The 21,758-nt window shown below is 69.0% G+C and carries 22 protein-coding genes; 7 read left to right on the top strand and 15 right to left on the bottom strand.

Annotated features, from left to right (window positions below):
* Positions 1–58 precede the first annotated feature (58 nt).
* Positions 59–1,105 (bottom strand): rod shape-determining protein, encoded by a 1,047-nt coding sequence (locus ASD78_RS01990; RefSeq protein ID WP_055908252.1) that lies wholly within the window; start codon positions 1,103–1,105, stop codon positions 59–61.
* A 337-nt stretch (positions 1,106–1,442) separates the two neighbouring features.
* Between ASD78_RS01990 and ASD78_RS01985 the strand changes: the two genes are divergently transcribed.
* Positions 1,443–2,375: a carbohydrate kinase family protein gene (locus ASD78_RS01985; protein ID WP_055908245.1), complete on the top strand. Its 933-nt coding sequence runs from the start codon at positions 1,443–1,445 to the stop codon at positions 2,373–2,375.
* A 346-nt stretch (positions 2,376–2,721) separates the two neighbouring features.
* On the opposite strand, the gene ASD78_RS01980 is transcribed toward ASD78_RS01985, so the two are convergent.
* From ASD78_RS01980 to ASD78_RS01965, 4 genes are read right to left on the bottom strand one after another with little or no spacing between them, the layout of a single operon-like run.
* Positions 2,722–3,453 carry a GH25 family lysozyme gene (locus ASD78_RS01980; RefSeq protein WP_200944109.1) on the bottom strand — a complete coding sequence of 244 codons (732 nt, stop codon included), beginning with the start codon at positions 3,451–3,453 and terminating at the stop codon, positions 2,722–2,724.
* Positions 3,450–4,175 carry a hypothetical protein gene (locus ASD78_RS01975; protein ID WP_235566417.1) on the bottom strand — a complete coding sequence of 242 codons (726 nt, stop codon included), beginning with the start codon at positions 4,173–4,175 and terminating at the stop codon, positions 3,450–3,452. Before ASD78_RS01975 ends, ASD78_RS01980 begins: the two co-directional genes overlap by 4 nt.
* 46 nt (positions 4,176–4,221) lie before the next feature.
* Positions 4,222–5,175, bottom strand: coding sequence for an alpha/beta hydrolase (locus tag ASD78_RS01970; RefSeq protein WP_056097999.1), 954 nt, complete (start codon positions 5,173–5,175; stop codon positions 4,222–4,224).
* Positions 5,176–5,197: 22 nt separating this feature from the next.
* Positions 5,198–7,141: a M1 family metallopeptidase gene (locus ASD78_RS01965; RefSeq protein WP_056097997.1), complete on the bottom strand. Its 1,944-nt coding sequence runs from the start codon at positions 7,139–7,141 to the stop codon at positions 5,198–5,200.
* A 217-nt stretch (positions 7,142–7,358) separates the two neighbouring features.
* Between ASD78_RS01965 and ASD78_RS01960 the strand changes: the two genes are divergently transcribed.
* Both ASD78_RS01960 and ASD78_RS01955 read left to right on the top strand, forming a co-directional pair.
* Positions 7,359–8,099, top strand: coding sequence for a 3-oxoacyl-ACP reductase family protein (locus ASD78_RS01960; protein ID WP_056097995.1), 741 nt, complete (start codon positions 7,359–7,361; stop codon positions 8,097–8,099).
* 7 nt (positions 8,100–8,106) lie between these two features.
* Positions 8,107–8,439, top strand: a complete 333-nt coding sequence (locus ASD78_RS01955; RefSeq protein WP_082575383.1) for a multidrug efflux SMR transporter — start codon at positions 8,107–8,109, stop codon at positions 8,437–8,439.
* A gap of 153 nt (positions 8,440–8,592) precedes the next feature.
* On the opposite strand, the gene ubiE is transcribed toward ASD78_RS01955, so the two are convergent.
* Positions 8,593–9,357 (bottom strand): bifunctional demethylmenaquinone methyltransferase/2-methoxy-6-polyprenyl-1,4-benzoquinol methylase UbiE, encoded by a 765-nt coding sequence (ubiE, locus tag ASD78_RS01950; protein ID WP_055908231.1) that lies wholly within the window; start codon positions 9,355–9,357, stop codon positions 8,593–8,595.
* A gap of 182 nt (positions 9,358–9,539) precedes the next feature.
* Between ubiE and ASD78_RS01945 the strand changes: the two genes are divergently transcribed.
* Both ASD78_RS01945 and ASD78_RS01940 read left to right on the top strand, forming a co-directional pair.
* The gene (locus ASD78_RS01945; protein WP_056097993.1) at positions 9,540–10,016 is read left to right on the top strand and encodes a GNAT family N-acetyltransferase; all 477 of its coding nucleotides are present in this window, start codon (positions 9,540–9,542) and stop codon (positions 10,014–10,016) included.
* Positions 10,017–10,130: 114 nt separating this feature from the next.
* On the top strand, positions 10,131–10,793 hold the full coding sequence (locus ASD78_RS01940; protein ID WP_082575382.1) for a DUF2306 domain-containing protein: 663 nt from the start codon (positions 10,131–10,133) through the stop codon (positions 10,791–10,793).
* Here ASD78_RS01940 and ASD78_RS01935 read toward each other — a convergent pair.
* Positions 10,773–11,897, bottom strand: coding sequence for a helix-turn-helix transcriptional regulator (locus ASD78_RS01935; protein ID WP_056097987.1), 1,125 nt, complete (start codon positions 11,895–11,897; stop codon positions 10,773–10,775). The genes ASD78_RS01940 and ASD78_RS01935 overlap by 21 nt on opposite strands.
* Before the next feature lie 111 nt (positions 11,898–12,008).
* On the opposite strand from ASD78_RS01935, the gene ASD78_RS01930 reads away from it, so the two are divergent.
* Together ASD78_RS01930 and ASD78_RS01925 are read left to right on the top strand one after the other, a co-directional pair.
* On the top strand, positions 12,009–12,464 hold the full coding sequence (locus ASD78_RS01930) for a nucleoside deaminase (protein WP_056097985.1): 456 nt from the start codon (positions 12,009–12,011) through the stop codon (positions 12,462–12,464).
* Positions 12,465–12,624: 160 nt separating this feature from the next.
* Complete coding sequence (locus ASD78_RS01925; RefSeq protein WP_156087532.1) at positions 12,625–13,872, top strand: hypothetical protein; 1,248 nt, start codon at positions 12,625–12,627, stop codon at positions 13,870–13,872.
* 46 nt (positions 13,873–13,918) lie between these two features.
* On the opposite strand, the gene ASD78_RS01920 is transcribed toward ASD78_RS01925, so the two are convergent.
* From ASD78_RS01920 to ASD78_RS01885, 8 genes are all read right to left on the bottom strand, one after another.
* Positions 13,919–14,383: a DUF2269 domain-containing protein gene (locus ASD78_RS01920; protein WP_055908214.1), complete on the bottom strand. Its 465-nt coding sequence runs from the start codon at positions 14,381–14,383 to the stop codon at positions 13,919–13,921.
* 2 nt (positions 14,384–14,385) lie between these two features.
* Positions 14,386–15,708 carry an SDR family oxidoreductase gene (locus ASD78_RS01915; RefSeq protein ID WP_056097981.1) on the bottom strand — a complete coding sequence of 441 codons (1,323 nt, stop codon included), beginning with the start codon at positions 15,706–15,708 and terminating at the stop codon, positions 14,386–14,388.
* An 89-nt stretch (positions 15,709–15,797) separates the two neighbouring features.
* Positions 15,798–16,388, bottom strand: coding sequence for a hypothetical protein (locus ASD78_RS01910; protein WP_056097979.1), 591 nt, complete (start codon positions 16,386–16,388; stop codon positions 15,798–15,800).
* Entirely contained in the window at positions 16,385–16,948 is a 564-nt protein-coding gene (locus tag ASD78_RS01905) for a sigma-70 family RNA polymerase sigma factor (RefSeq protein WP_082559878.1), read from the bottom strand. Before ASD78_RS01905 ends, ASD78_RS01910 begins: the two co-directional genes overlap by 4 nt.
* Before the next feature lie 91 nt (positions 16,949–17,039).
* Entirely contained in the window at positions 17,040–18,410 is a 1,371-nt protein-coding gene (hslU, locus tag ASD78_RS01900; RefSeq protein WP_156087544.1) for an ATP-dependent protease ATPase subunit HslU, read from the bottom strand.
* A 40-nt stretch (positions 18,411–18,450) separates the two neighbouring features.
* The gene (gene hslV, locus ASD78_RS01895; protein WP_055908207.1) at positions 18,451–19,002 is read right to left on the bottom strand and encodes an ATP-dependent protease subunit HslV; all 552 of its coding nucleotides are present in this window, start codon (positions 19,000–19,002) and stop codon (positions 18,451–18,453) included.
* Between the two features lie 137 nt (positions 19,003–19,139).
* A complete protein-coding gene (locus ASD78_RS01890; protein ID WP_056097977.1) occupies positions 19,140–20,417 on the bottom strand; it encodes a pitrilysin family protein in 1,278 nt (425 codons plus the stop codon).
* Positions 20,414–21,754, bottom strand: a complete 1,341-nt coding sequence (locus ASD78_RS01885) for a pitrilysin family protein (RefSeq protein ID WP_056097976.1) — start codon at positions 21,752–21,754, stop codon at positions 20,414–20,416. Before ASD78_RS01885 ends, ASD78_RS01890 begins: the two co-directional genes overlap by 4 nt.
* Between the last annotated feature and the right edge of the window lie 4 nt (positions 21,755–21,758).

Here is a 21,758-nt window from a genome sequence, read left to right as displayed (position 1 = left end):
TGTGACAGTCGTCGCGACTTGACCCCTCCCGCTCCGACCAGCGCGGGCGCGCGTTGCGTCATTCCGGCGCGAAGAACTCGTTGCCGTGCATGTCGACCAGCTCCAGCGCACGGCCGCCGCCACGGGCGACGCAGGTCAGCGGATCGTCGGCCACCTGCACGTGCAGGCCGGTCTCCTCGCTGATCAGACGGTCCAGGTCGCGCAGCAGCGCGCCGCCGCCGGTGAGCACGATGCCGCGCTCGGCGACGTCCGCGCACAGCTCCGGCGGGGTCTGCTCCAGCGCCAGCTTGATCGCCGAAACGATCCCGGCCAGCGGTTCGCGCAGGGCTTCGAGCACTTCGTTGGAATTGATCAGGATCATCTTCGGCACGCCCTCGGCGAGGTTGCGGCCGGAGACTTCGATCGTGGCCGCCTTCTGCTGCGGGTAGGCGCAACCGATCTCGAGCTTGATGCGCTCGGCGGTGGCTTCGCCGATCAGGGTGCCGTAGGTGCGGCGCACGTAGTTGATGATCGACTCGTCGAAACGGTCGCCGCCGATCCGGACCGAAGCCGAATAGACGATGCCGTTGAGCGCGATCACCGCGACTTCGGTGGTGCCGCCGCCGACGTCGACCACCATCGAGCCGCGCGCCTCGGTCACCGGCATGCCGGCGCCGATCGCCGCGGCCATCGGTTCCTCGATCAGGTAGACCTCGCGGGCGCCGGCCTCTTCGGCCGATTCCTTGATCGCGCGACGCTCGACCTGGGTCGAACCGCAGGGCACGCAGACCAGCACGCGCGGGCTCGGACGCAGGAAGCGCGACTTGTGCACCTTGCGGATGAAGTGCTTGAGCATTTCTTCCGTATAGGTGAAGTCGGCGATCACGCCGTCCTTCATCGGCCGGATCGTGGTGATGTGCCCCGGGGTACGGCCGAGCATCTGCTTGGCCTCGCCGCCGACCGCCGCCACCGTGCGGTTGCCGCCGATCAGCCGGTCCTGGCGGACCGCGACCACCGAAGGTTCGTTCAGGACTATCCCTTGTCCACGCACATAAATGAGTGTGTTGGCCGTGCCCAGGTCAATGGACAGGTCATTGGAGAACATGCCGCGAAACTTCTTGAACATCGGGGGATAGGCCGTCAAAAGGGAGGCAAGAAGAGTTCGCTAGCCTAACGCCCGCCCCCCCTGCGAGCAAGGAAAAACAACGCTTTCCGACGCTTTTCGACGGCGAGGCTCACCCGCCGGGGTGGCCCGAAGCCGCGGCCGGTCCCGAGCCGGTCCGAGCCTGAATAGGGCTCCCTTCGCCGGACACGGCCGAATCCTGATTTGCGTCACAAACTGGCCGGCCGGCCCGGCAGCGGCTACCCTACGCCGCCGGGCGGCACAGGGCCGCCGTTTTTATGGCCGCTCCTGCGCCTGCACGGCGCCGCACCGAGCGGCTCTCAACATTGGGGTTTCATCGATGTCTGCACTGATCTGCGGTTCTCTGGCTTACGACACCATCATGGTGTTTCCCGACCAGTTCAAGAACCACATCCTGCCGGACAAGGTCCACATCTTGAATGTGTCCTTCCTGGTGCCGCGCATGCGCCGCGAGTTCGGCGGCTGCGCCGGCAACATCGCCTACAACCTCAAGCTGCTCGGCGGCGATCCGATTCCGATGGCCACCGTCGGCCAGGACTTCGGTCCGTACCGCGAATGGTTCGAAGAGCAGAGCATCCGCCTCGACCAAGTCAAGGTGATCGACGAACTGTTCACGCCGCAGGCCTTCATCACCACCGATCACGACAACAACCAGATCACCGCGTTCCATCCGGGCGCGATGATGCGTTCGTACGAGAACCACGTGCGCGACGTGGCCGGCGTCAGCTTCGGCATCGTCAGCCCCGACGGCCGCGAAGGCATGCTGCAGAACGCGACCGAGTTCGCCGAAGCCAACATCCCCTTCATCTTCGATCCGGGCCAGGCGATGCCGCTGTTCAACGGCGAAGAGCTGCGCCACTTCATCGAGCAGGCCGACTACGTCACCGTCAACGACTACGAGTCCAACCTGCTGCAGGAACGCACCGGCTGGAGCGAGAAGCAGATCGTCGAACGCGTGAAGGCCTACATCACCACGCGCGGCCCGCACGGCTCGCTGATCCATACCGCCGAGAAGACCTACGACATCCCGCCGGCGCACGAGCGCCGCGTGACCGATCCGACCGGCTGCGGTGACGCCTTCCGCGCCGGCCTGATCTTCGGCATCGAGAAGGGTTACGACTGGCTGACCATCGGCCGCATGGGCAACCTGATGGGCGCGCTCAAGGTCGAACACCCGGGCACCCAGAACCAGCGCTTCGACTACGACGAATTCGCCGAGCAGTTCCGTCAGCAGTTCGGTTACGCGCTGTAAGCCGGCGCGCGTCGCGCGCTGAACGCAGAAGAATCAACGCAGAAGAATCCCGGCCATGCGCCGGGATTTTTTTGCTTCGCGTTGGCGACGGCATGCCGCGCTGCGGCGGCGATGGGCGACGCCGATCAAACGTCCAGGCGCTTGCGGAAAACCGCGACGTCTTCGCCGCGATGGTGCGCGCTCTCGAGATACTCCCAGCCCAGCCGCCGCATCAGGCTCCGCGCGGTCGCGGTGCCGGGACCGCCTGCCCCGTAGCAGTCGGATCATTCGCTTTCGAACAGACGCTGCAGGCCGACGGTCGCCAGCGGATGGTCCGCCAGCAAGGCGACCGTTACTGCGTCCGCGCTCATGGCGACATCGCCCGCAGCGCACGCCACTGCGCGAACGCCGCGGCATCGCCCCCGAACACGTTCAGATCCACCGGCCCATCGATGCCCTGTACGCGGCCGCGATTGTGGTACTGCCATAGCGTCCAGCGCGCGCTCGCGTCGGGCGCGCGCACGATCCTGCGTCGCCACAGCGCGCGCGCCGGCAGGTCCTGGCGATGGGCGGCGAAGAATTCCGGAGTCACGTAGAGCAGCACGGGTCGGCCGTAGGCGGCCTCGACCAGCGCAAGGTAGGTATCGAGCTCACGACGCAATTGCACGCCGTCCGGACTGCGGCCGCAATTGCCGCCGAACTCCAGGTCCAGCGCCGGCGGCAGCGCGTCCGCGTCGGGCGGCGCGGCGGCGATGAAATTAAGCGCCTGCTCCGCGCCCGGCTTGCACCAGGTGAAGAAATGATAGGCGCCGACCGCGAGACCGGCCGCGCGCGCCTCGCGCCGGTTCCGATCGAAACGGCGGTCGCGATGGTCGCCGCCCTCGCTGGCCTTGAGATAGGCGAAAGCGACATCGTCCGCGGCGACGGCACGCCAGTCGATCGCGCCCTGGTGATGCGAAACGTCGATGCCGCGCAGCGGATAGCGCGTGCGGTCGGGCTGCCAATGCAGGAACCACAGCCAAGCCAGCGCCACGACCAGTACGGCCGATGCCGCCAGACCGATCGACGCGGCGGCGATGCGCCAGCCGCGTGCCTTCACTTCCAGCCCGGCAGCTGGCTCGCGTCGACGCCGCCGACCTCGAACACCGCGGTGCGGGTGCCGCCGGCCTTGACCGGGAACTCGATCGCGATGGTCTTGGCATTGCGTACGCTGCGCCACAGCGCGCGCTCGTCCTCGATGAACATGGCGATCGCTTCATCGGTCTTGGGCCGGCTCGCCGCCATCGGCTTGGGCGCTGCGTCGTCGATCTTCACCTGGACCTTGCAGCCGCTGTAGCAGTTGAAGTCGCCGGCCTGCAGCACGAGGTAACTGCTGCGGCCCCACTGCGGATGGTCGCGGAAGATCAAGCGCACTTCCTTGGCGCCGCTGCCGTCGGTGTCGATGTGGTCCTTGGCGTAAAGCGCCGCCGAGCGCTGTTCACCGCCCTTGAGCACCGCCTGGGTCTGGTACGACCACAACGCCGCCAAACGGCGCGTCTCCAAAGCCTCGACCGCCTTGACCTTGGTCTCCTCATATTGCGGCTTGATCCGCGCGGCAGCCTGGCTGTTCGGGTACTTGGCCGTCAGCACATCGCCGTGCGCGCGCGCCACGTCCCATTTGCCCAGGGCCACGGCCTCGTCGAAGGACTTGGCCATCTCGCCGGCAGCCTTTTCGTCGGCCGCGGCCTGCGCGGCGGCGACCGCCTTGGGATCCACCGCCGGCTTGCAGGCGGCGAGCGCGAGCGTGGCGGCGAGCAACAGCATCGGGGTCCTGGCGTTCATAGGGTGCATCTCGTTGTGGGTCCGTGAGGTCGGGTCGTGAGTTCGGTCAACGCGTTCCAGCCAACTCAGTCACTGCCTGCGCGACCGCGTCGGGACGTTCGACCAAGGACATGTGGCCGCAGCCGTCCAGCAATACCTGCCGCGCCTGCGGCATGCGCGCAGCGTACAAAGCCATCGCGCTGGAATCGATCACCGCATCATTCTTGCACCATAGCAGCAGCGCCGGCTGACGGATCTGCGCGGCGGCATCGCCCGGCAGGAAACGCTCCGGCCCGCGCCCGATGCGGTCCAGCACCGATTGCTCGAACGCGGCGTCGCGCTTGCGGCGCGCGATGTAGATGTCGTCGGCCGGCCACGGAATCGCGGGCTTGGCGGCGGCGTCGAAGAACACGGTGTCGAGGTAGCGCTGCAGCGAATCGGCGTCGCCGACCGCGAACGGGTTGCGCCCCGCAAGCACCTCGACGCCGAAACGGTTATCGCGAAAACGCACGCCCGCCGCGTCCAGCAGGCCGATACGGTCGACGTCGTGCGGATGACGCGCCGCGGTCAGGGCGGCGATGCCGCCGCCCATCGAATGACCGAGCAACACCACCTCGCCGCCCCGCGGCCGCGCGACCTGTTCGATGAAACGCGCCAGCCGCGCGCTCTGGGCGACGAAACCGTAGTCGCCGCCGGCGCGGCGCTGGCTCTCGCCCCAGCCCGGCAGATCGGGAATCAGCAGCCGGTAACGGCCGCGCAGGCGCTGCGCCAGCGGGTACCAATTCTCCTTGCTGCCGGTGAAACCGTGGACCATGACCAGCAGCGGCGCGTCGGCCGGCGCATCGTCGTTGTAGGCATACACCCAGCGGTGATCGCCGACCACGACGCTGTCGCGCGACAGCCCGGCGGCGATGAGCTGGCGGGTGTAGTCGGCCAGTACCACGCGATAGGGATCGCACCACAACAGCAGCGCGACGATCGCAAACGACGCGGCCGCCACGAGGGCGGCCGCGAGTTTCATGCGACGCCAGCGCACGGCGTCCTTACTTGGCCGCCTGCGGCGCGGCCTTGGCCTTGGCGATCACCGCCTCGACCGAGTCGGTCGTGATCGGGTGATAGCCGGGCTTGGCCTTGGCGAAGGTCTCCTCGGCCAGCTTCAGGCCGGCCGGCGTCTTCACCAGTTCGCTGTAGGTCGGCATGATCAGCTTGCGCCGGCCGATGCGCTGCAGGAACGCCGCGATCGCGCTATTGGCCTGGGTGTAGCCGCTGCGCACGGTCAGCGGGTACCAGCGCTGCGCGATCTCGCCGTTGGGCGTGCCGGTGATCTTGTAGGCCGCGTCCAGCGCCTTGAGCTGATCGACGCTGAGCGTCTCCGGCATGCCTTCGATGAAGTGCACCCATTCCTGGGTCGACCATTTCGCGGTCGCGGCCTTATCCGGCAAGGTGCCGGCGTCGATCCAGGCCTTGCGCGCGGCGTCGATCGCGTCGAAGCGCGCCGACGGCGTCTGCGGCGCGGTGCTGGGCACGCCCGGCTCGTACAGCCAAGCGTCGAACTCGGCCTGCGTGACCTTGCCCGGATACTTGTCGAGCAAGTTGGCCTTGGCGTAATCGACGAACTGCTGGGTCGAGATGCTCTGGAACGCGAAGTGGTCGAAGTAGCCGCGCAGGAAGGCGTCGAAGTTGTCGCGGCCGAAACGCTGCTCCAGGAATTGCAGGAACCACGCGCCCTTGGTGTAGACGGTGCCGGTGAGGTTGTCGTCCGGATCCTTGAGGTCGCCCGGCTTCACCGCCAGCCGCTGCAGCGCCTTGTTGTCCTCGGTGAACTCCGACTTGAGTTCGTTGCGGCCGATCAGGCTCTCCATGTCGGCGCGCTCCTTGCCGTAGAGCACTTCGACGATGCGGTTCTCGACGTAGCTGGTGAAGCCCTCGTTGAGCCAGGCGTCGTTGGAGGTCGAGAACGTCACCAGGTTGCCGGACCAGCTGTGCGCGAGCTCATGCGCGATCAGCGACACCAGCGACTTGTCGCCGACGATCGCGGTCGGCGTGGCGAAGGTCAGGCGCGGGTTCTCCATGCCGCCGTACGGGAACGACGGCGGCAGCACCAGGATGTCGTAGCGGTCCCAACGGTAGGGGCCGTACAGCTTCTCGGCGGTCTCCATCATCTTTTCGGTGTCGGAGAACTCGGCCACGGCCTTGGGCGCCATCGCCGGTTCCGCCCACACGCCGCTGCGCTGCGAGATCGGCTGGAACACCAGGTCGCCGGCCGCGATCGCGAGCAGATAGGACGGGATCTTCTGCGGCATCTTGAATTCGTAGTCGCCGTCGCGCGCTGCCTTGGGATCGTTGTCGGCGCTCATCAGCACCATCGCGTCCTTGGGCGAGGTCACGTGCGCGGTGTAGGTGAAGCGCACGCTCGGCGTGTCCTGTAGTGGCACCCACGAGCGCGCGTGGATCTGCTGCGACTGGCTGAACATGAAGGGCGTCTTCTTGCCCTCGGTCATCGCCGGCGTCAGCCATTGCAGGCCCGACGCGTCAGGCGAGGTCTTGTAGGTCACGCGGATGCGCGCGTTGCGCTCCGGCGTTTCGATGGTGAGCTTGCTGCCCAGCAGCTTGTCGGCCGGCGCCAGCGAGAACTTGAGGTCGTTCCACTTGCCGTCGCTGCGTTCGCCGACGATCTTCTCGATGGTCAGATCGCGCGTATCCAGCACCAGCTGGGTCGCGGCCTTGTCGACCCAGTCGAGGGTGTAGGTGGCCGAACCGCTGAGCTGCTTGTGTTCGAAATCGACCGCCAGCTGCAGGGCGAGATCGTCGATCCGGACCTTGCCCGGCTGGGCGTAGGAATGCTCGTCGACCACGGCAGGACTGGTCACGGCGGTCTCCGTCTTGGCGGCGGGGGTGGCGGCGCCGTCGGCGGCCGGCGCGGCCTCGCGCGAGCAGCCCAGAGACAGCGCGGCGGCGAGGCAAACGGTAAGGATCGAATAACGCATGGCAGGCCCACGACTTAGGGATCGAGCCTTCGAGTTTAGCGCCTAGTCCGCGCCCGGGGGCACGGCGCAGCATGGCGGTTCGCCGGCCCGCGCTCGGCGCCGGCACCGCAACGCTGATTTCCGGCCCGCGGCGCTGCAACAGTCAGTCCCGCGCGCCCGGCTGCGCCCGCGCGCGCAGAGGCCTAGCATCGGCATCCTCCCCTTTCGGAACAAGACGATGACTCCTCTCGCAGGCAAAGTGGCCCTGGTCACCGGCGGCAGCCGCGGCATCGGCGCGGCCATCGCGCAACGCCTCGCGCGCGACGGCGCCGACGTGGCGCTGACCTACGCCGCCTCGCAGGACCGCGCACTGGCGGTGGCGGCGGCGATCGAGGCCGGCGGTCGGCGCGCGCTGGCGATCCGCGCCGACAGCGCCGACCCCGACGCGGTGACCGCCGCGGTCGAGCGCACCGTGGCCGAGTTCGGCCGCCTCGACATCCTGGTCAACAACGCCGGCATCTTCATGTACGGCCCGTTCGAGGACGAGTCGCGCGAGAGCTTCGAGCGCGCGATCGCCATCAACGTGCAGGCGCCGTTCGTCGCCGCCCAGGCCGCGTCCAAACACATGCGCGAAGGCGGCCGCATCATCACCATCGGCAGCTGCCTGGGCGAGCGCGTGGGCGCGCCGGGCATGACCCTGTACTCGCTGACCAAGTTCGCCACCGTCGGCCTGAGCAAGGGCCTGGCCCAGGACCTGGGCGCGCGCGGCATCACCGCCAACGTCGTCCAGCCCGGCCCCATCGACACCGAAATGAATCCCGCCGACGGCGAAGGCGCCGACGGTCAGCGCGCGAGCCTGCCGCTGGGCCGCTACGGCGAAGCCGAAGACGTGGCCGACCTGGTCGCGCATCTGGCCGGGCCGGGCGGCCGCTTCATCACCGGCGCCGCCTTTTCGGTCGACGGCGGCTTTTCCGCCTGAGCCGGCGATGACGCGCGCGGCGATCTGGGCCTGGGCCCTGCTGGGCCGGCGCAGGCCTGCTGGAGATCGTGTGGCGATCGCGCTCAAGCACAGCGAAGGCTTCGCGCGCCTGTGGCCGAGCGCGATCGGCCTGGGCGCCGCGATCGCGAGCTTCGCCATGCTGGCGCTGGCCTTGAAGTGGCTGCCGGTCGGCACTGCCTACGCGGTGTGGGTCGGCATCGGCACGGTCGGCGTCGCGATCGCGGGCATCGTCGCCTTCGGCGAGCCTGCGACGGCAGCGCGTTTGCTGTGCCTGAGTCTGATCGTGGGCGGGGTGATCGGCTTGAAGCTGGTGGGCTGAGCCGCTACCGGAAGATCGGCCGCAGCATGCGGCCTATCCGCCGGCGAGCGCCTGCGCGCCGCTCAGGCCGAAACGGCGGGAACGGATACCGCCGCCTTGCCGAGGCCGGGCTGAAGCGCCGTTCTTCGCATCGCTTGCGCTTCGGCGCCGGGATCAGACCTTGTAGCCGGTATGGATCGCGACGATGCCGGCCGACAGGTTCTTGTAGTCGCAGCGCGCGAAACCGGCCTCGCCCATCATGCGCTTGAGCTCGTCCTGCGGCGGGTGCTTGCGGATGCTCTCGGCCAGGTACTGGTAGCTGTCGCTGTCGTTGGCGAACAGCTTGCCCAGCTTGGGCAGGATGTTGAACGAGTGGAAGTCGTAGATCGGCTTGAACCACTCGGCCTTCACCTCGGAGAACTCCAGCACCCGCGCCTGTCCGCCGACCTTGAGCACGCGCTGCATCTCGCGCAGCGCCGCGTCCTTCTCGGTGACGTTGCGCAGGCCGAAGGCGATGGTGACCAGGTCGAAGCTGGCGTCCGGAAACGGCAGCTTCTCGGCGTTCATCTGCACGTACTCGAAGCCGGCGACCTTGCCCATGTCGGTCATGCGGTCGCGGCCCACGCGCAGCATCGCGCCGTTGATGTCGCCCAGCACGATGCTGCCGGTATCGCCGACGCGGTCGCGCAGCAGCAGGGCGATGTCGCCGGTGCCGCCGGCCAGGTCGAGCACGCGGTCGCCGCGCTTGACCTGCGCGGTGGCGACGAAATAGCGCTTCCAGACCCGATGCACGCCCAGGCTCATCAGGTCGTTCATCAGGTCGTACTTGCCGGCGACCGAGGAGAACACCTCGCCGACCAGTTTCTGCTTGTCGCCCTTGGGCACGTCGCGAAAACCGAAGTGGGTGGTGTCGTCGGGTTTTTGGGTCTGTTCGCTCATGGCGGGGATTATCGCACGGCGGTCGTGGGGGCTTCGGTGGGGGGCGGCCCTCACCCCGGCCCTCTCCCGCAGGCGGGAGAGGGAGCCAAAATCGAATGCGTGCCGTGCCCCCTCTCCCGCTCGCGGGAGAGGGCTGGGGTGAGGGCAAGCGCAACCCCACGCCCCTACGGCATCATCCCCCCATGCCCACCACCCCCATCCTGCACTGGCAGGCCAAGCCCTACGCCGCCCTCGAACGCGACGAGCTCTACGACCTGCTGCGCCTGCGCGCCGAGGTGTTCGTGATCGAACAGAACTGCATCTACCTCGACCCCGACGGCAAAGACCGCCACCCCGACGCCCTGCACCTGCTCGGGCGTGCCGCGGACGGCGCGCTCGCCGCCTATCTGCGGATCCTGCCGGCCGGGCTCAGCTACCCGCAGGTGAGTTTCGGCCGGGTGCTGACCGCGCCGGCGTTCCGTGGCCAGGGTTTGGGCGACTCCATGATCGAGGCGGCCCTGGCCGCAATCGAGGCGCGCTGGCCCGGTGCCGACATCCAGATCGGCGCCCAGGCCCACCTGCAGGGCTACTACGGCCGCCACGGCTTCGCGCCCTCCTCCGAGCCCTATGTCGAGGACGGCATCCCGCACATCGACCTGTTGCGCCGCGGCCGCGGCTGAATCCGGCCCCGAACCACCCATTCCGCCGTCCGGGCGTACGAATCCGCCGATTCGGACGACGCGCACCGCCGCCACGACCACGCTGGGGCCTCCTGAATATGTCGGAGGTGCGAGATGTGGCGTGGGACGACGGTCTGGTTGCGGCGGGCGGCGGCGCTGGTATTCGGCCTGGGCTGCCTGGCGGTGGCGGTCTACGCCTTCACGTTCTTCTCCCGCGACACCAGCCTGGGCAATCCCTTCGACGCCCGCTTCGTGGTGTCCGGCTGGGACGTGCCCGGGCACATCTTCGGCGCCGGCCTGGCCCTGCTGCTGGCGCCGCTGCAGCTGCTGGGCGGCGTGCGCCGGCGCTGGCCGCGCCTGCACCGGCTCGGCGGCGGCGTGTATGCGGGCGCGATCCTGATCGCCGCGACCTCGGCACTGTCGCTGTCGCGTCACGCCCAGGGCGGCGTCGCCAGCGGTTCGGCGTTCGCGCTGCTGGCGGTGATCTGGGTCGGTTGCACCGCCATAGGCATCGGCTATGCGATCCGCCGCGATTTCGTGAATCACCGCCGCTGGATGTTCCGCAGCGTCGCCCTGACCGCCTCCGCGGTGACGCTGCGGATCATGCTCGGGGTCGGCGCGGCGGCGATGCAGTGGCCGTTCCTGCCGGTCTACATCACGGCGGCCTGGTCCTGCTGGACCCTGAACCTGGCGCTGTGCGAACTGATACTGCGCTGGCCGGCGATCCGCGCGCGCCTTGCCGCGCAGCGCAGGACCTCAGTCGACGTCGCGCGTTGAGGCCGCGCCGGCATGGCGCTGGCGGTAGGCGCTGGGTGTCTGCGCCAACTGGCGCTTGAACGCGGCGTTGAAGGTCGACTTGGAGGTGTAGCCGCAGGCGTAGGCGATGTCGAGGATGGTGCGGGTGTCGCCGGCGTCGGCCAGGCAGACGCGTGCGGCCTCGACCCGCTGGCGATTGATGTAGTCCCAGAAGTGGCCTTCGAAGCGGCGGTTGATCACGTCCGACACCAGGTATTCCGGGTAGCCGCTGCGCTTGGCGAGCTGGCCGATGGTCAGCGCGGGCTCGCGGTACAGCTGCTCCTGCGCCATCAGCTGCAACAAGCGCGCCTCGACCGCGGGGAAACGCGGATCGTCGACGCCCGCCGGTTCGAGCTTCGCATCGGCCGCAGGCTCGGGCTCGGGCTCGGCCGCCACCGCGACCTGATGCAGGCTCAGGTAACCGACCACGAACACCCAGCCCACCACCGCGCCGTAGATCAGCGGGTAGTCGATCCAGGGGATGCGCGCCAGCCACTGCACCAGCGCGATGCACCAGATCACGATCTGCGAGACCGCCATCGCATCGATCCAGTGCAGGGACATGCGGTCGGCGTCCGAGCGCCGCTGCAGCAGGCCGCGGCGGTAACGGCGCACGCGCACCAATCCGGCGATCACATAGCTCAGGCTGTAGCCGAACAGCAGGATGTCCAGCCACGGCCGGCCCGGCCAGTGAGCGCCGTGGCGCAGCGCCTCGAAGAACGCGCGGTCCTGCGCCGCGTCCTGCAGGAACAGGCCGGTGTTGGCCAGCAAAGCCACCACGAAGCCGGACAGATGCACCAGGTCGCGGCGATCCAGGCCGCGCGCCTCGGTCAGCGCGCGCGCATACAGATAGAACAGGCTGCCGTAGAGGAACGGCAGCAGACTGACCAGCCGGTAGGCCTTGAGCAGTTCCGGCGCCGGCCCATGGAAGTACACCGCCTTGACCGCCAGATCGGCGCCGATCAGCGCGACCCAGCCCGCCAGCATCCGGTTGGCCTGCGGATTGATCGGCCGCCGCCACAGGGCCAGCGCCAGCAGCGCGGCCTGGCCGGCACCGATCGCGAATACGAGACTCCAGGAAATCATGCGGCGCGGATCGGCAGCGTGGCGGCGGACGCGGCGATTATGCCTGCGCCACGACCCTCGACCGCGCCCGGTCCGCGCGCCAGACTGCGCACCTGACACCAGGAGTTCCGCATGATCGCCACCCCCGACTACCGCGCCCTGCTCGCCACCGCCGTCGCCGAAGCCCGCCAGGGCCTGGCCGAAGGCGGCATCCCGATCGGCGCCGCGCTGTACCACAACGACGGCCGCCTGCTCGGCTGCGGCCACAACCGCCGCATCCAGGAAGGCGACCCGTCCGTGCACGGCGAGACCGACGCGTTCCGCAAGGCCGGGCGTCAGCGCCGCTACCGCGACACCATCATGGTCACCACCCTGGCGCCGTGCTGGTACTGCAGCGGCCTGGTGCGCCAGTTCAACATCGGCACCGTGGTGGTCGGCGAATCGGTCAACTTCAGCGGCGGCATCGACTGGCTGCGCGAGAGCGGCGTCGAAGTGATCGACCTCAACGACGGCGAATGCATCGACATGCTCGGCGACTACATCGCCGCGCATCCCGAGGTCTGGAACGAAGACATCGGCGAAGACTGAACGACGATGCGCAGCCGCAGCGCCGACGCGCGCCGCGGCTGCGATATCGACGGCGCTTGAGACCGCGATCGACCGTCATGCGACGGTGCTACCCTTGCCCGCGCAGGGGTGATCAATGGAATGGTGCGTCCATCCATGCAGCGGTACTCAAGGAGATCGAATGAACGTAATGCGTAAGCGGGCGTCGATGTTCGGCGCCATCGTCGCAGCGGGCCTGGTTGCGGGCTCGTTCGCCGCCCCGGCCTGGGCCGGCAGCTATCAGTGCGACAACGACCGCTCCGCCAGCCAGTATCCCGATTGCAGCAACATGGGCGGCCTCAACTACGTCTACCGCAGCGGCCAGGGCGGCGACTGGAACGGCGACGACCGCCTGAACTCGACCAACAGCGGCTGGTACGGCTGGTTCTTCCCCGGCCACGAACGCTCCTACAGCTTCTACGCCTGGCTCAACAATCCGGCCTTCACCGATGCCTACGCGCGCTACAGCGTGCTCGACACCAGCAACGCCTCGCACCAGACCGCGATCATCAACCAGAACACCGCGCCCGGCGGCTGGAACTACGTCGGCTACGGCTACGGTTACCTGTTCATGGTCCAGCCCAGCGGCAACGGCCGCAACGGCGCCGACATCGTGCAGCTGTACTTCTCCTCGCTGGCCGCGGCCGACGCCAAGCCCGGCATCGTCGAGGCCGACCGCGACAGCACCGGCCGCTGCGCGTCGATGGCCCCGCAGGACGCGCGCATCGCGGCGCTGCAGCAGCGCATGCTCGATGCCGTGGACCGTTATCGCGACGCGGCCGGCTCGGTGGACGTGCATTTCGGCAACAACGGCCAGGACGAGGCGATCGATTTCGAGGTATCGCAGTCCGCGCGCAGCAGCTTCGTGCGTATCGCCCGCGGCGGCGATCGCGTCGAAGAGCACGTCAGCCGCGCCGGCAGCACCCTCAGCCTGTACCCGCAGAGCGCGTCCTATCGAAGCATCCGCAACGCCGATGCGTCCCCGCCGGCCGGTGCGCGTCAGTACCGCAACGCCCGCTGCGAACCGGTGTTCGTGCATCGCCCGGATCCATCCGGCGCGGTCGGTGCGGATGCCGTGCTGTCGCCGCAGAACTACGCCTTCTGGCTGTCCACCGAGGACGTGCGTATCGCCGGCCGCCAGCGCCTGCTCGGCCGAAACGCGACCGTCGTCGTCGGCAAGCATGGCGACTACCTGGGCAGCAAGCTCGGCGCCGACAGCTTCCGGATGTGGGTCGACAGCGACACCGGCGTCCTGCTCAAGCTGATCGGCAACGACCGCCAGGGCAAGCAGGCGTATTCGATCGTGGTCCGCGATCTGCGCCTGGATACGGGCCTGAAGCTGCAGCCCACGTTGGCGACGCCGCGCGGTTGGACGCGGATCGAAGACTGAGTCGCCATTGCGGCACGTGGGCGATCGCCCGCGTGCCGCTACCCGCCTAGACCGGCTTGAGCACCATCAGCCAGAAGATCGCGAGCACGCTCAGGAAGGCCGGCCAGCCCAGCCAAAACCACCAGCGCATGACGCGGTAGTACGCCGGCGGCAGCGGCTCGCCCTCGCGCGCGGCCGCCTGCGCCAGGTTGCGCGCGCGCAGCTGCAGCCACAGCACCGGCAGCCAGCAGGCGCCGATCACGAAGAACAGCACCAGCGCCGTCTTCACCCAGAACACTTCGAACGGCAGGCCCAGGGTATGCGCCAGCCACAAGCCGCTGAAGAACTGCACGACCACCGCCGGCGCGGTGAAGCAGGCATCGGCGATCACCACCGTGCGCGCGGTCTCGGCGATCACACGCGCATCGCCGCGCCGGTGCGCGAGCCAGAAAAAGAATGCGATGCCCAGCCCGGTGCCGAACAGCAGCGTCGAGGACAGGATGTGCAGCCACTTCACCCATAGATACATCATGCTTATCTCCGCTCCGCCAGCACCCAGGCCACCGCCAGCGCCGGCAGCAGCACCAGATTCTTGGCCAGGCCGCCGAGCGGATCCAGCCACAGCCCGGGCAGGAGTGCGCCGAACACGAGGGTGTAGGCCGCGACGCTGAGCCCCATCAGCGCCAGCGCCCAACGCGGCCGCCAGGCGCTGGCCAGCCACACCGCCAGCACCAGATCCAGCGTTGCGGTCGCGCGCGCCAAGGCCACCGGCGCCCACTGCGCCAAGGCCGTATCCGCTGCCAGGCGCTCGATCTCGGCCACGGGCGTCGCCCAACCGGCCCAGGCCGACAGCAGCCACAGGGCCACCACGGCCACGCGCAGGCTCGGTGCGAGGAAATACAACTGCGCCTGCCAGCGGTCCTGGACCTGGCTGGGATGCGCGGCCAGCACCTCGTCCAGACCGCGCGGCGCGATGCCGAAGCTCTCGCGCAAGCGCGCGCCGGCCTGCGGCGCGGTCGTGTTGCCGCGCCGGAGCATGCGCCACATGGTCGTGCCGACCGGACCGCGGCCCAGCCATTCGCCGATCCGCACCTGCAAGGAGACCAGCGCTTCGGGCACCTGCCAGGCGCGCGTGCCGTCGATGCGCAGCCAGCGCCGCCACGCGTTCTGATAGGCGCGCAGGCTCAGCGGCTCGGGACCGCCGACGTCGTAGATGCCACGCGCACCGGTGTCCAGGGCACGCGCGACGAGAGCGCCCAGGTCCTCGGCCGCGACGGGCTGGATCGGCCAGCGCGCATCGCCCGGCAACAGCTGCATGCCGGGAAACGCGGCCAGCGCGCGCAGCAGCGAGGTGCCGCCGTAGGAACCCGAGGTCGCATAGACCACCGACGGCCGCAGCACCACCGCCTCCAGCGGCAGCGCCAGCAGCGCCTCATCGAAACGGTGCTTGGAGGCGACGAACTCGCCGTCTTCGGGCCGGCCCAGCGCCGACACCTGCACATAGCGCGACACCCCGGCGCTCACGCAGGCGCGCGCAAGCGCGAGCGGCGCATCGACATGGATGGTGGCGAAGCGCTGGGCGCCGGCCTCGCGCAGGATGCCCGAGGCGTTGACCACCGCATCCACGCCGGCGAGCACGGGCAACCAATCCCCCGGCCGGGTCAGGCGGGTCAGATCGCAACGGCGCTCGTCCTCGCGCAGGGCCCCGGCGCGACGCACGCCGCGCAGCACGCGCCAGCCCGAACCGCGCAAGGCCGCCAGGATGTAGCCGGCGAGAAAACCGTCGGCGCCGATCACCAGGACGGTGCGGGCGCTCGCGGTGGACTGGATCGGTGAGGACGGGTTCGACGACGGCATCCGCGCAGGCTAACCGAGCTCGCGCGCGAACGCGCGCAAGCCCCGCGGCGGATCGCGTCCGACGCCGTTGAGCCGGTAGCCGCTTGCGCTCAGCCGTCGCTCAACTGCCGCTGCAATTCGCGCAAGCGCGCCAGCCTGCGCTTGCCGCTGCGCGACTTGCGCCAGGCCATCACCACCGAGACCAGCAGACCGATGGCGCCGCCGATCACGCCGCCGGCCATGCCGCTGAGTTGGCGCGGGTCGCTGTCCGGAATCCCGATGACGGTGAGCGCGCAGATCCCCAGCCACAGCAACAGGCCGATCCAGGTGCCCTGGCGCCAATAACGCATGCTGGCCTGGACCCGGTCGATATCGAGCTGCAGCATCGCCGCGGTGTCGAGGCCCTGGTCGCGCCATTGCCGGCGCCGCAGCCACAGCGACCAGCCCTGGAATCCGATCGAGACCGGAATCAGCAGTACCAAGATCGGCAGCATCGGGTCCGAGGGATCGGCCTTGACGATCAGCGCGATCAGCATGGCGACCGACAGCAGCGTAAGCGCCATCTCGCCGAGCAAGGCCCGGCGCAGGCTGCGGCCGCGCTTGCTCACCTCTTCGCGCAGGCGATCGACGTCGATCGGGCTCGCGGCTTGCGCGCGCCACTCGTCGCCCAGCGAAGTCCAGTCGAATTCTGCGTCGTTCATGCCGATTCTCCCAGGCCGTCGCGCAATTGCCGGCGCGCGCGGCTCAGGCGCTGCGCGACGGTGTTCTCTTCCAGACCCAGCGAATCGCCGATCTCGCGCAGCGAAAAACCTTCCAGCGCCAGCACCACGACCTGGCGCTGGCCCAACGGCAGCAGCCGCACCGCCTCCAGCAGATTGCGGCGGCGTTGCTGGGCTTCGGCGTGACCGAGCGGATCGGGGCCGGGATCGGGGTGGGCGTCGTCGAGTTCGTCCTCGACCCGGCGATGCCGGGCGAGATAGTCGATGGCGCGGTTGTGCGCGATCCGGGCCACGAACGTGCGCAACGAGGCTTCGCCGCGCCAGGCCGGCAGCGCGCGCCACAGCGCCAGGCTGATTTCTTGCAGCAGGTCCTCGCGGCGGCCCGGCTCGGATTGATAGCTGCCGGCGATACGGCCGAGCATCGGCCCGTGCTCGCGCAGCACCGCGTCGAAATCCGGCGCTACGGCTTCGCCCCTGCGCCGCGCTGCGTGCGCAGCTGCGTCGTCGGCCTGCGTCGAAACCGCTTCCGCGGCGTTGTCCATACCGGTCTTCCTGGGTCCCCTGCCTGCATAGTCTGCCGGGGCGCGGAAAACCTGACACGGCGGCCGCACATCGCGGCCGCCGCGGGTCGGCTCAGAGGATGTAGCGGCTCAAGTCCGGGTCCTGGACCAGCTCGCCCAGGTGGGCGTCGACGTAGGCGCGGTCGATGCTCACGGCCTGGCCGCCGCGGTCGGGCGCCTCGTAGCTCAGGGTGTCGAGCAGGCGTTCGAGCACGGTGTGCAGGCGACGCGCACCGATGTTCTCCTGGCGCTCGTTGACCTGGGCCGCGATCTCGGCCAGGCGCTCGACCGCGTCGGCCGTGAATTGCAGGTCCACGCCCTCGGTGCGCAGCAGCTCTACGTACTGGGTGGTGAGCGCGGCCTTGGGCTCGGTCAGGATGCGCACGAAGTCGTCCTTGTTCAGCGCGCCCAGCTCGACCCGGATCGGGAAACGGCCCTGCAGCTCCGGAATCAGGTCGCTGGGCTTGGCCAGATGGAACGCACCGGAGGCGATGAACAGGATGTGGTCGGTCTTGACCGCGCCGTACTTGGTGCTCACGGTCGAGCCTTCGACCAGCGGCAGCAGATCGCGCTGCACGCCCTCGCGGCTGACGTCGCCGCCGCCGACGTTCTCGGAACGCTTGGCGACCTTGTCGATCTCGTCGATGAAGACGATGCCGTGCTGCTCGCAGGCTTCGATCGCGGCCTCGCGCACTTCGTCCTCGTTGACCAGTTTGCCGGCCTCCTCCTCGATCAGCTGCGGACGCGCGGCCTTGATCGTGAGCTGGCGTTTGTGGGTCTTGCCTCCGGACACCTGCGAGAACATCTGGCGCAGCTGCTGGCCCATCTCTTCCATGCCCGGAGGCGCCATGATGTCGACGCCCAGGTTGAGCGCGGTTTCGATCTCGATCTCGCGGTCGTCCAGTTCGCCGGCGCGCAACTGCTTGCGCAGCTTGGCGCGGGTGTCGTTGTCCGGCGCCTGGTGGTCCTGGGCCGGCGTATCTGCGCCGAAGCCGAAGCCGCCGGGGATGCGCTTGGGCAGCAGCGCATCGAGGATGCGGTCTTCGGCGCGGTCCTCGGCCTGCGCACGCACGCGGTGCTTGGCCTGCTCGCGGTACAGCTTGACCGCGGTGTCGGCCAGGTCGCGCACGATCTGCTCCACGTCCTTGCCGACGTAGCCGACCTCGGTGAAGCGGGTCGCTTCGACCTTGACGAAGGGCGCGTTGGCCAGCGTCGCCAGACGCCGCGCGATCTCGGTCTTGCCGACACCGGTCGGGCCGATCATCAGGATGTTCTTGGGCATCACTTCGTTGCGCAGATCGGGCTCGAGCTGCATGCGCCGCCAGCGGTTGCGCAGGGCGATCGCGACCGCGCGCTTGGCCGCTTGCTGGCCGACGATGTGGCGGTCTAGCTCCTGCACGATCTCGCGCGGAGTCATGGTGGCGTGGCTGTTGTCGGGTTTCATATTCATCGGGATGGGGTGCGGGGCGTGGACGGGCCGGAGCTCAAAGCTCTTCGACGACGACGTTGCGATTGGTATAGATGCAGACATCGCCGGCGATGCCGATCGCCTCGGTGGCGATGGTGCGGGCCTCGAGCTCGGTGTGCGCCATCAGCGCACGCGCCGCCGACAGCGCGTACATGCCGCCGGAACCGATGGCGATGATGCCGTCTTCGGGCTCGATCACGTCGCCGGTGCCGCTGATGATCAGCGAGGTTTCCTTGTCGGCGACCGCGAGCAGCGCTTCGAGCTTGCCCAGGCGACGCTCGGTGCGCCAATCCTTGGCCAGTTCGACCGCGGCACGGGTGAGCTGGCCGTGCTTTTCCAGCTTGGCTTCGAACAATTCGAACAAAGTGAAGGCATCGGCGGCGGCGCCGGCGAAACCGGCCAGCACCTGGCCGTCGCGGCCGAGACGGCGCACCTTGCGCGCGTTGGATTTCATCACGGTATGTCCCAACGTCACCTGCCCGTCGCCGGCGACCGCGACGCGGCCGTTGCGGCGCACCGAGACGATCGTGGTGGCGTGGAAAGTGGTCGGGTTTTGACTGGGGTCCATGCGGCCTCCGTTGCTGACCCTTCGAACGTGGGGCCGTGGCCGGTGGGTTCAAGGTCGGCAAGGAACGGCGGGGCCCGGCACTCAGCTGCCGCTAGGCCGCGCGCTGCTCCGCATGCCGGGTGCGAGTGCCCGCAGCCTCAATCGGCGGCAGCCGGCCCTGCGATGCAGGTCCGCCATTCCTGCGGACGCAGGCAATAGCCAATGACGCGATCGATCTGCGCGAGCGTGACCGCCGCGGTCCGCCGTTCGAAGCCGAGCAGATCGTCCGGCTCCCAACCCAGGTCGGCGGCCGACAGGATCGCATCGCTCAGCCCGTCCAGGGTCGCCAAGCCGATGTGGAACGCGCCGATGGCGGCGCGCTGCGCATTCTCGAACTCCCGCGTCTCCACGCCGGTCTTCGCCAGCTGCTCGATCACCGTACGCGTCGCCGCCAGCGCAGCCTCCAGCTTGTCGGGGCTGGCCGACAGCACGACCTGCCAATGGCCGCCGCCACGCCGGGATTCGCCGAGTTCGGAGCGCATGACATAGCAGAGCCCCTGCCGTTCGCGAACGCTGGAGACCAGGCGCGAGGAGAACGCGCCGCCCAGGATGCGGTTGGCCAAGCGCAGGGCCGGGTAATCCGGATGCGTGCGCTCCTGCGCCAAGCGCTGACCCATTGCGACGCCGTAGCTTTCCTGCCCCGGCAATAGCAGCCGCTGGCTGTCCGGCCCGGCGGCATGCTCGCTCCATTGCGTCGCCTCCGGCACGGCACGCGGCGCCCACCCTTGCACGCCGCGCTCGACCAGACGCGCCGCCGCCTGCGGGTCCACGTCGCCCACGACCGCGATGCGCAGATCGTTGGCGCCGTAGCGTTCGCTGTGAAACCTGCGCACGTCGGCGACGGTGAACCCTTCGAGCAAGGCGACCTGCTCGGCGGGACCGGGCTCGTAAGCCGGATGCGCCTGCGGATAGAGCATGCGCGTCAACGCGCCGGTCGCGATGTACGCGGAATCCATCGCGCGGTACTGCAGTTCCGCGATCAGGCGGGCGCGCTCGACATCGAGCAGGGTCTGGTCGAACTCGGGTTCGCGCAGGCACTCCATCGTCCAGTCCACGAGCTGCGGCAGATCGACCGTGCGGGCACGCGCGGAGAAGCGGACTCCGTCCGCATCGGCCTCGACCGTGAACGAAGCGCCACGCGCTTCCAGCAATTCCGCGATCTCGACCGGGCCGCGCCGGCGATTGGCGCAGCCCACCAACGCGGCGACCAAGCTCTGCAGCACCGTGCCTCCCGGCGCGAGCGCCGTCCCCGTGCGGAACGTGCCGGTCAGCGCAACGATCGACGGCACCGCCGCGCGCAGTCCGTAGAAATGCCCATGCGCGAGCGGCACCGTCGCGACAGACTGCAGCCCGTGCGACTTCTGGTCTGTGCTCATGACGAAAGCGCCGTGCGATCCGCTGCGTCCACGAGCCGGCCCACGGTGAGCCGCTGCTCGCTCAGGTAACGCGCCGCGACACGCGCCACGTCGCCCGCGGTCACCGCACCGACGCGCTCGGCCGCAGCGGCGTAGCTGCGCCAATCGCCGGCGGCTATGGCTTCGTTCAACTGCATGGCGATCGCCAGCGGCCCGTCGCGCGAGGTGAGCAGTCTGCCGTGGATCTGCGACTGGGCGCGGGCCAGCTCCTCGTCGGCGACGCCGGCACGAACTTCCTCGATCGCAGCGCGCATCGCGTACTCGACACGCCGATGGTCGGCATCGGGATGCACGACCGCGCTCAACTGAAACAGGCCGGGGTGCCGCAAGCGCGACACGTCGGCCCATACCTCCGTCGCCAGACCTGCCGCGACCAGGCGACGGTACAGCCGCGACGATCGCCCGCCCGCCAGCACCCGCCCCAGTACCTCCAGCGCGTCCACGTCGGGATCGAGGCCGCAAGGCGACTTGTAGGCGAGCATGACGATCCCCGGCGCCCCTGGGCATTCCACCGTGGCCCGACGCTCGTCGTCCTGCTCCGGCTCGGGCAGTTGCGCCGCCTCCGGCCCGGGCCGCGCGGCGATGCCTTCGAAGCGGTGCCTGACGGTCTCCAGCGCCGCGTCGCGCTCGACGTCGCCGATGAGGGTGATGGTGGCGTTGTCGGGCCGGTAGTGCGCCCGATAGTGCGCCAGCAGATGTTCGCGCCCGAAGCCTTCGATGTCCTCGCGCCGGCCTATCACAGGCATACCGTAGGGATGGCTGGCGAAGGCGGCACCCCAGACCGCTTGCAGCAGTTGTTCCAGTGGGTCGCCGATGAGGCGGTCGAATTCATTCAGCACGACCGTCTTCTCGGTCGCGAGCTCCGCGGCATCGAGGCTGAGGTTACTCATCCGATCCGCCTCGATCTGCGCGATCAGGTCCAGGCTGTCGCGCGGTGCGAGGGCGAAGTAGTGGGTACGGTCGTACCAGGTGGTGGCGTTGACCTGCGCGCCTAGCGGCAGCAGCAGTTGGTGTATGGAATTGCCCTGACCTTTGTGAAAATTAGCGCTGCCCTTGAACATCATGTGTTCGAGCATATGGCTCGCGCCGCGCGCACCCGCGCGCTCGTGGCGACTGCCGACCTCGTAGGTGACCATCAGCAAGACCACCGGCGCGGTCCGCATCGGCAAGTGCAGGATCTTCAGGCCGTTCGCCGCGAGGCGGCGCTCCTCGATGCCCCCGTTGCGGCTCGACGACGGTTCTGTCGCCCCCTCATCGCCGGCGATCGTCGCTCGCGCTTGCAGTTCCGTCGCTTCCATCGCC

The sequence above is a fragment of the Lysobacter sp. Root667 genome, from assembly GCF_001427715.1.
In the GTDB taxonomy this organism is placed as follows: Bacteria; Pseudomonadota; Gammaproteobacteria; order Xanthomonadales; family Xanthomonadaceae; genus Lysobacter.
This window is presented reverse-complemented; position numbering and strand designations above follow the sequence as displayed.

Excerpts from the sequence above, each read along its gene's own strand:
- ASD78_RS01990 (WP_055908252.1), bottom strand. The coding sequence starts at position 1,105 with ATGTTCAAGAAGTTTCGCGGCATGTTCTCCAATGACCTGTCCATTGAC.
- ASD78_RS01985 (WP_055908245.1), top strand. The coding sequence starts at position 1,443 with ATGTCTGCACTGATCTGCGGTTCTCTGGCTTACGACACCATCATGGTG.
- ASD78_RS01975 (WP_235566417.1), bottom strand. The coding sequence starts at position 4,175 with ATGAACGCCAGGACCCCGATGCTGTTGCTCGCCGCCACGCTCGCGCTC.
- ASD78_RS01970 (WP_056097999.1), bottom strand. The coding sequence starts at position 5,175 with ATGAAACTCGCGGCCGCCCTCGTGGCGGCCGCGTCGTTTGCGATCGTC.
- ASD78_RS01965 (WP_056097997.1), bottom strand. The coding sequence starts at position 7,141 with ATGCGTTATTCGATCCTTACCGTTTGCCTCGCCGCCGCGCTGTCTCTG.
- ASD78_RS01960 (WP_056097995.1), top strand. The coding sequence starts at position 7,359 with ATGACTCCTCTCGCAGGCAAAGTGGCCCTGGTCACCGGCGGCAGCCGC.
- ASD78_RS01955 (WP_082575383.1), top strand. The coding sequence starts at position 8,107 with ATGACGCGCGCGGCGATCTGGGCCTGGGCCCTGCTGGGCCGGCGCAGG.
- ubiE (WP_055908231.1), bottom strand. The coding sequence starts at position 9,357 with ATGAGCGAACAGACCCAAAAACCCGACGACACCACCCACTTCGGTTTT.
- ASD78_RS01945 (WP_056097993.1), top strand. The coding sequence starts at position 9,540 with ATGCCCACCACCCCCATCCTGCACTGGCAGGCCAAGCCCTACGCCGCC.
- ASD78_RS01940 (WP_082575382.1), top strand. The coding sequence starts at position 10,131 with ATGTGGCGTGGGACGACGGTCTGGTTGCGGCGGGCGGCGGCGCTGGTA.
- ASD78_RS01935 (WP_056097987.1), bottom strand. The coding sequence starts at position 11,897 with ATGATTTCCTGGAGTCTCGTATTCGCGATCGGTGCCGGCCAGGCCGCG.
- ASD78_RS01930 (WP_056097985.1), top strand. The coding sequence starts at position 12,009 with ATGATCGCCACCCCCGACTACCGCGCCCTGCTCGCCACCGCCGTCGCC.
- ASD78_RS01925 (WP_156087532.1), top strand. The coding sequence starts at position 12,625 with ATGAACGTAATGCGTAAGCGGGCGTCGATGTTCGGCGCCATCGTCGCA.
- ASD78_RS01920 (WP_055908214.1), bottom strand. The coding sequence starts at position 14,383 with ATGATGTATCTATGGGTGAAGTGGCTGCACATCCTGTCCTCGACGCTG.
- ASD78_RS01915 (WP_056097981.1), bottom strand. The coding sequence starts at position 15,708 with ATGCCGTCGTCGAACCCGTCCTCACCGATCCAGTCCACCGCGAGCGCC.
- ASD78_RS01910 (WP_056097979.1), bottom strand. The coding sequence starts at position 16,388 with ATGAACGACGCAGAATTCGACTGGACTTCGCTGGGCGACGAGTGGCGC.
- ASD78_RS01905 (WP_082559878.1), bottom strand. The coding sequence starts at position 16,948 with ATGGACAACGCCGCGGAAGCGGTTTCGACGCAGGCCGACGACGCAGCT.
- hslU (WP_156087544.1), bottom strand. The coding sequence starts at position 18,410 with ATGAAACCCGACAACAGCCACGCCACCATGACTCCGCGCGAGATCGTG.
- hslV (WP_055908207.1), bottom strand. The coding sequence starts at position 19,002 with ATGGACCCCAGTCAAAACCCGACCACTTTCCACGCCACCACGATCGTC.
- ASD78_RS01890 (WP_056097977.1), bottom strand. The coding sequence starts at position 20,417 with ATGAGCACAGACCAGAAGTCGCACGGGCTGCAGTCTGTCGCGACGGTG.
- ASD78_RS01885 (WP_056097976.1), bottom strand. The coding sequence starts at position 21,754 with ATGGAAGCGACGGAACTGCAAGCGCGAGCGACGATCGCCGGCGATGAG.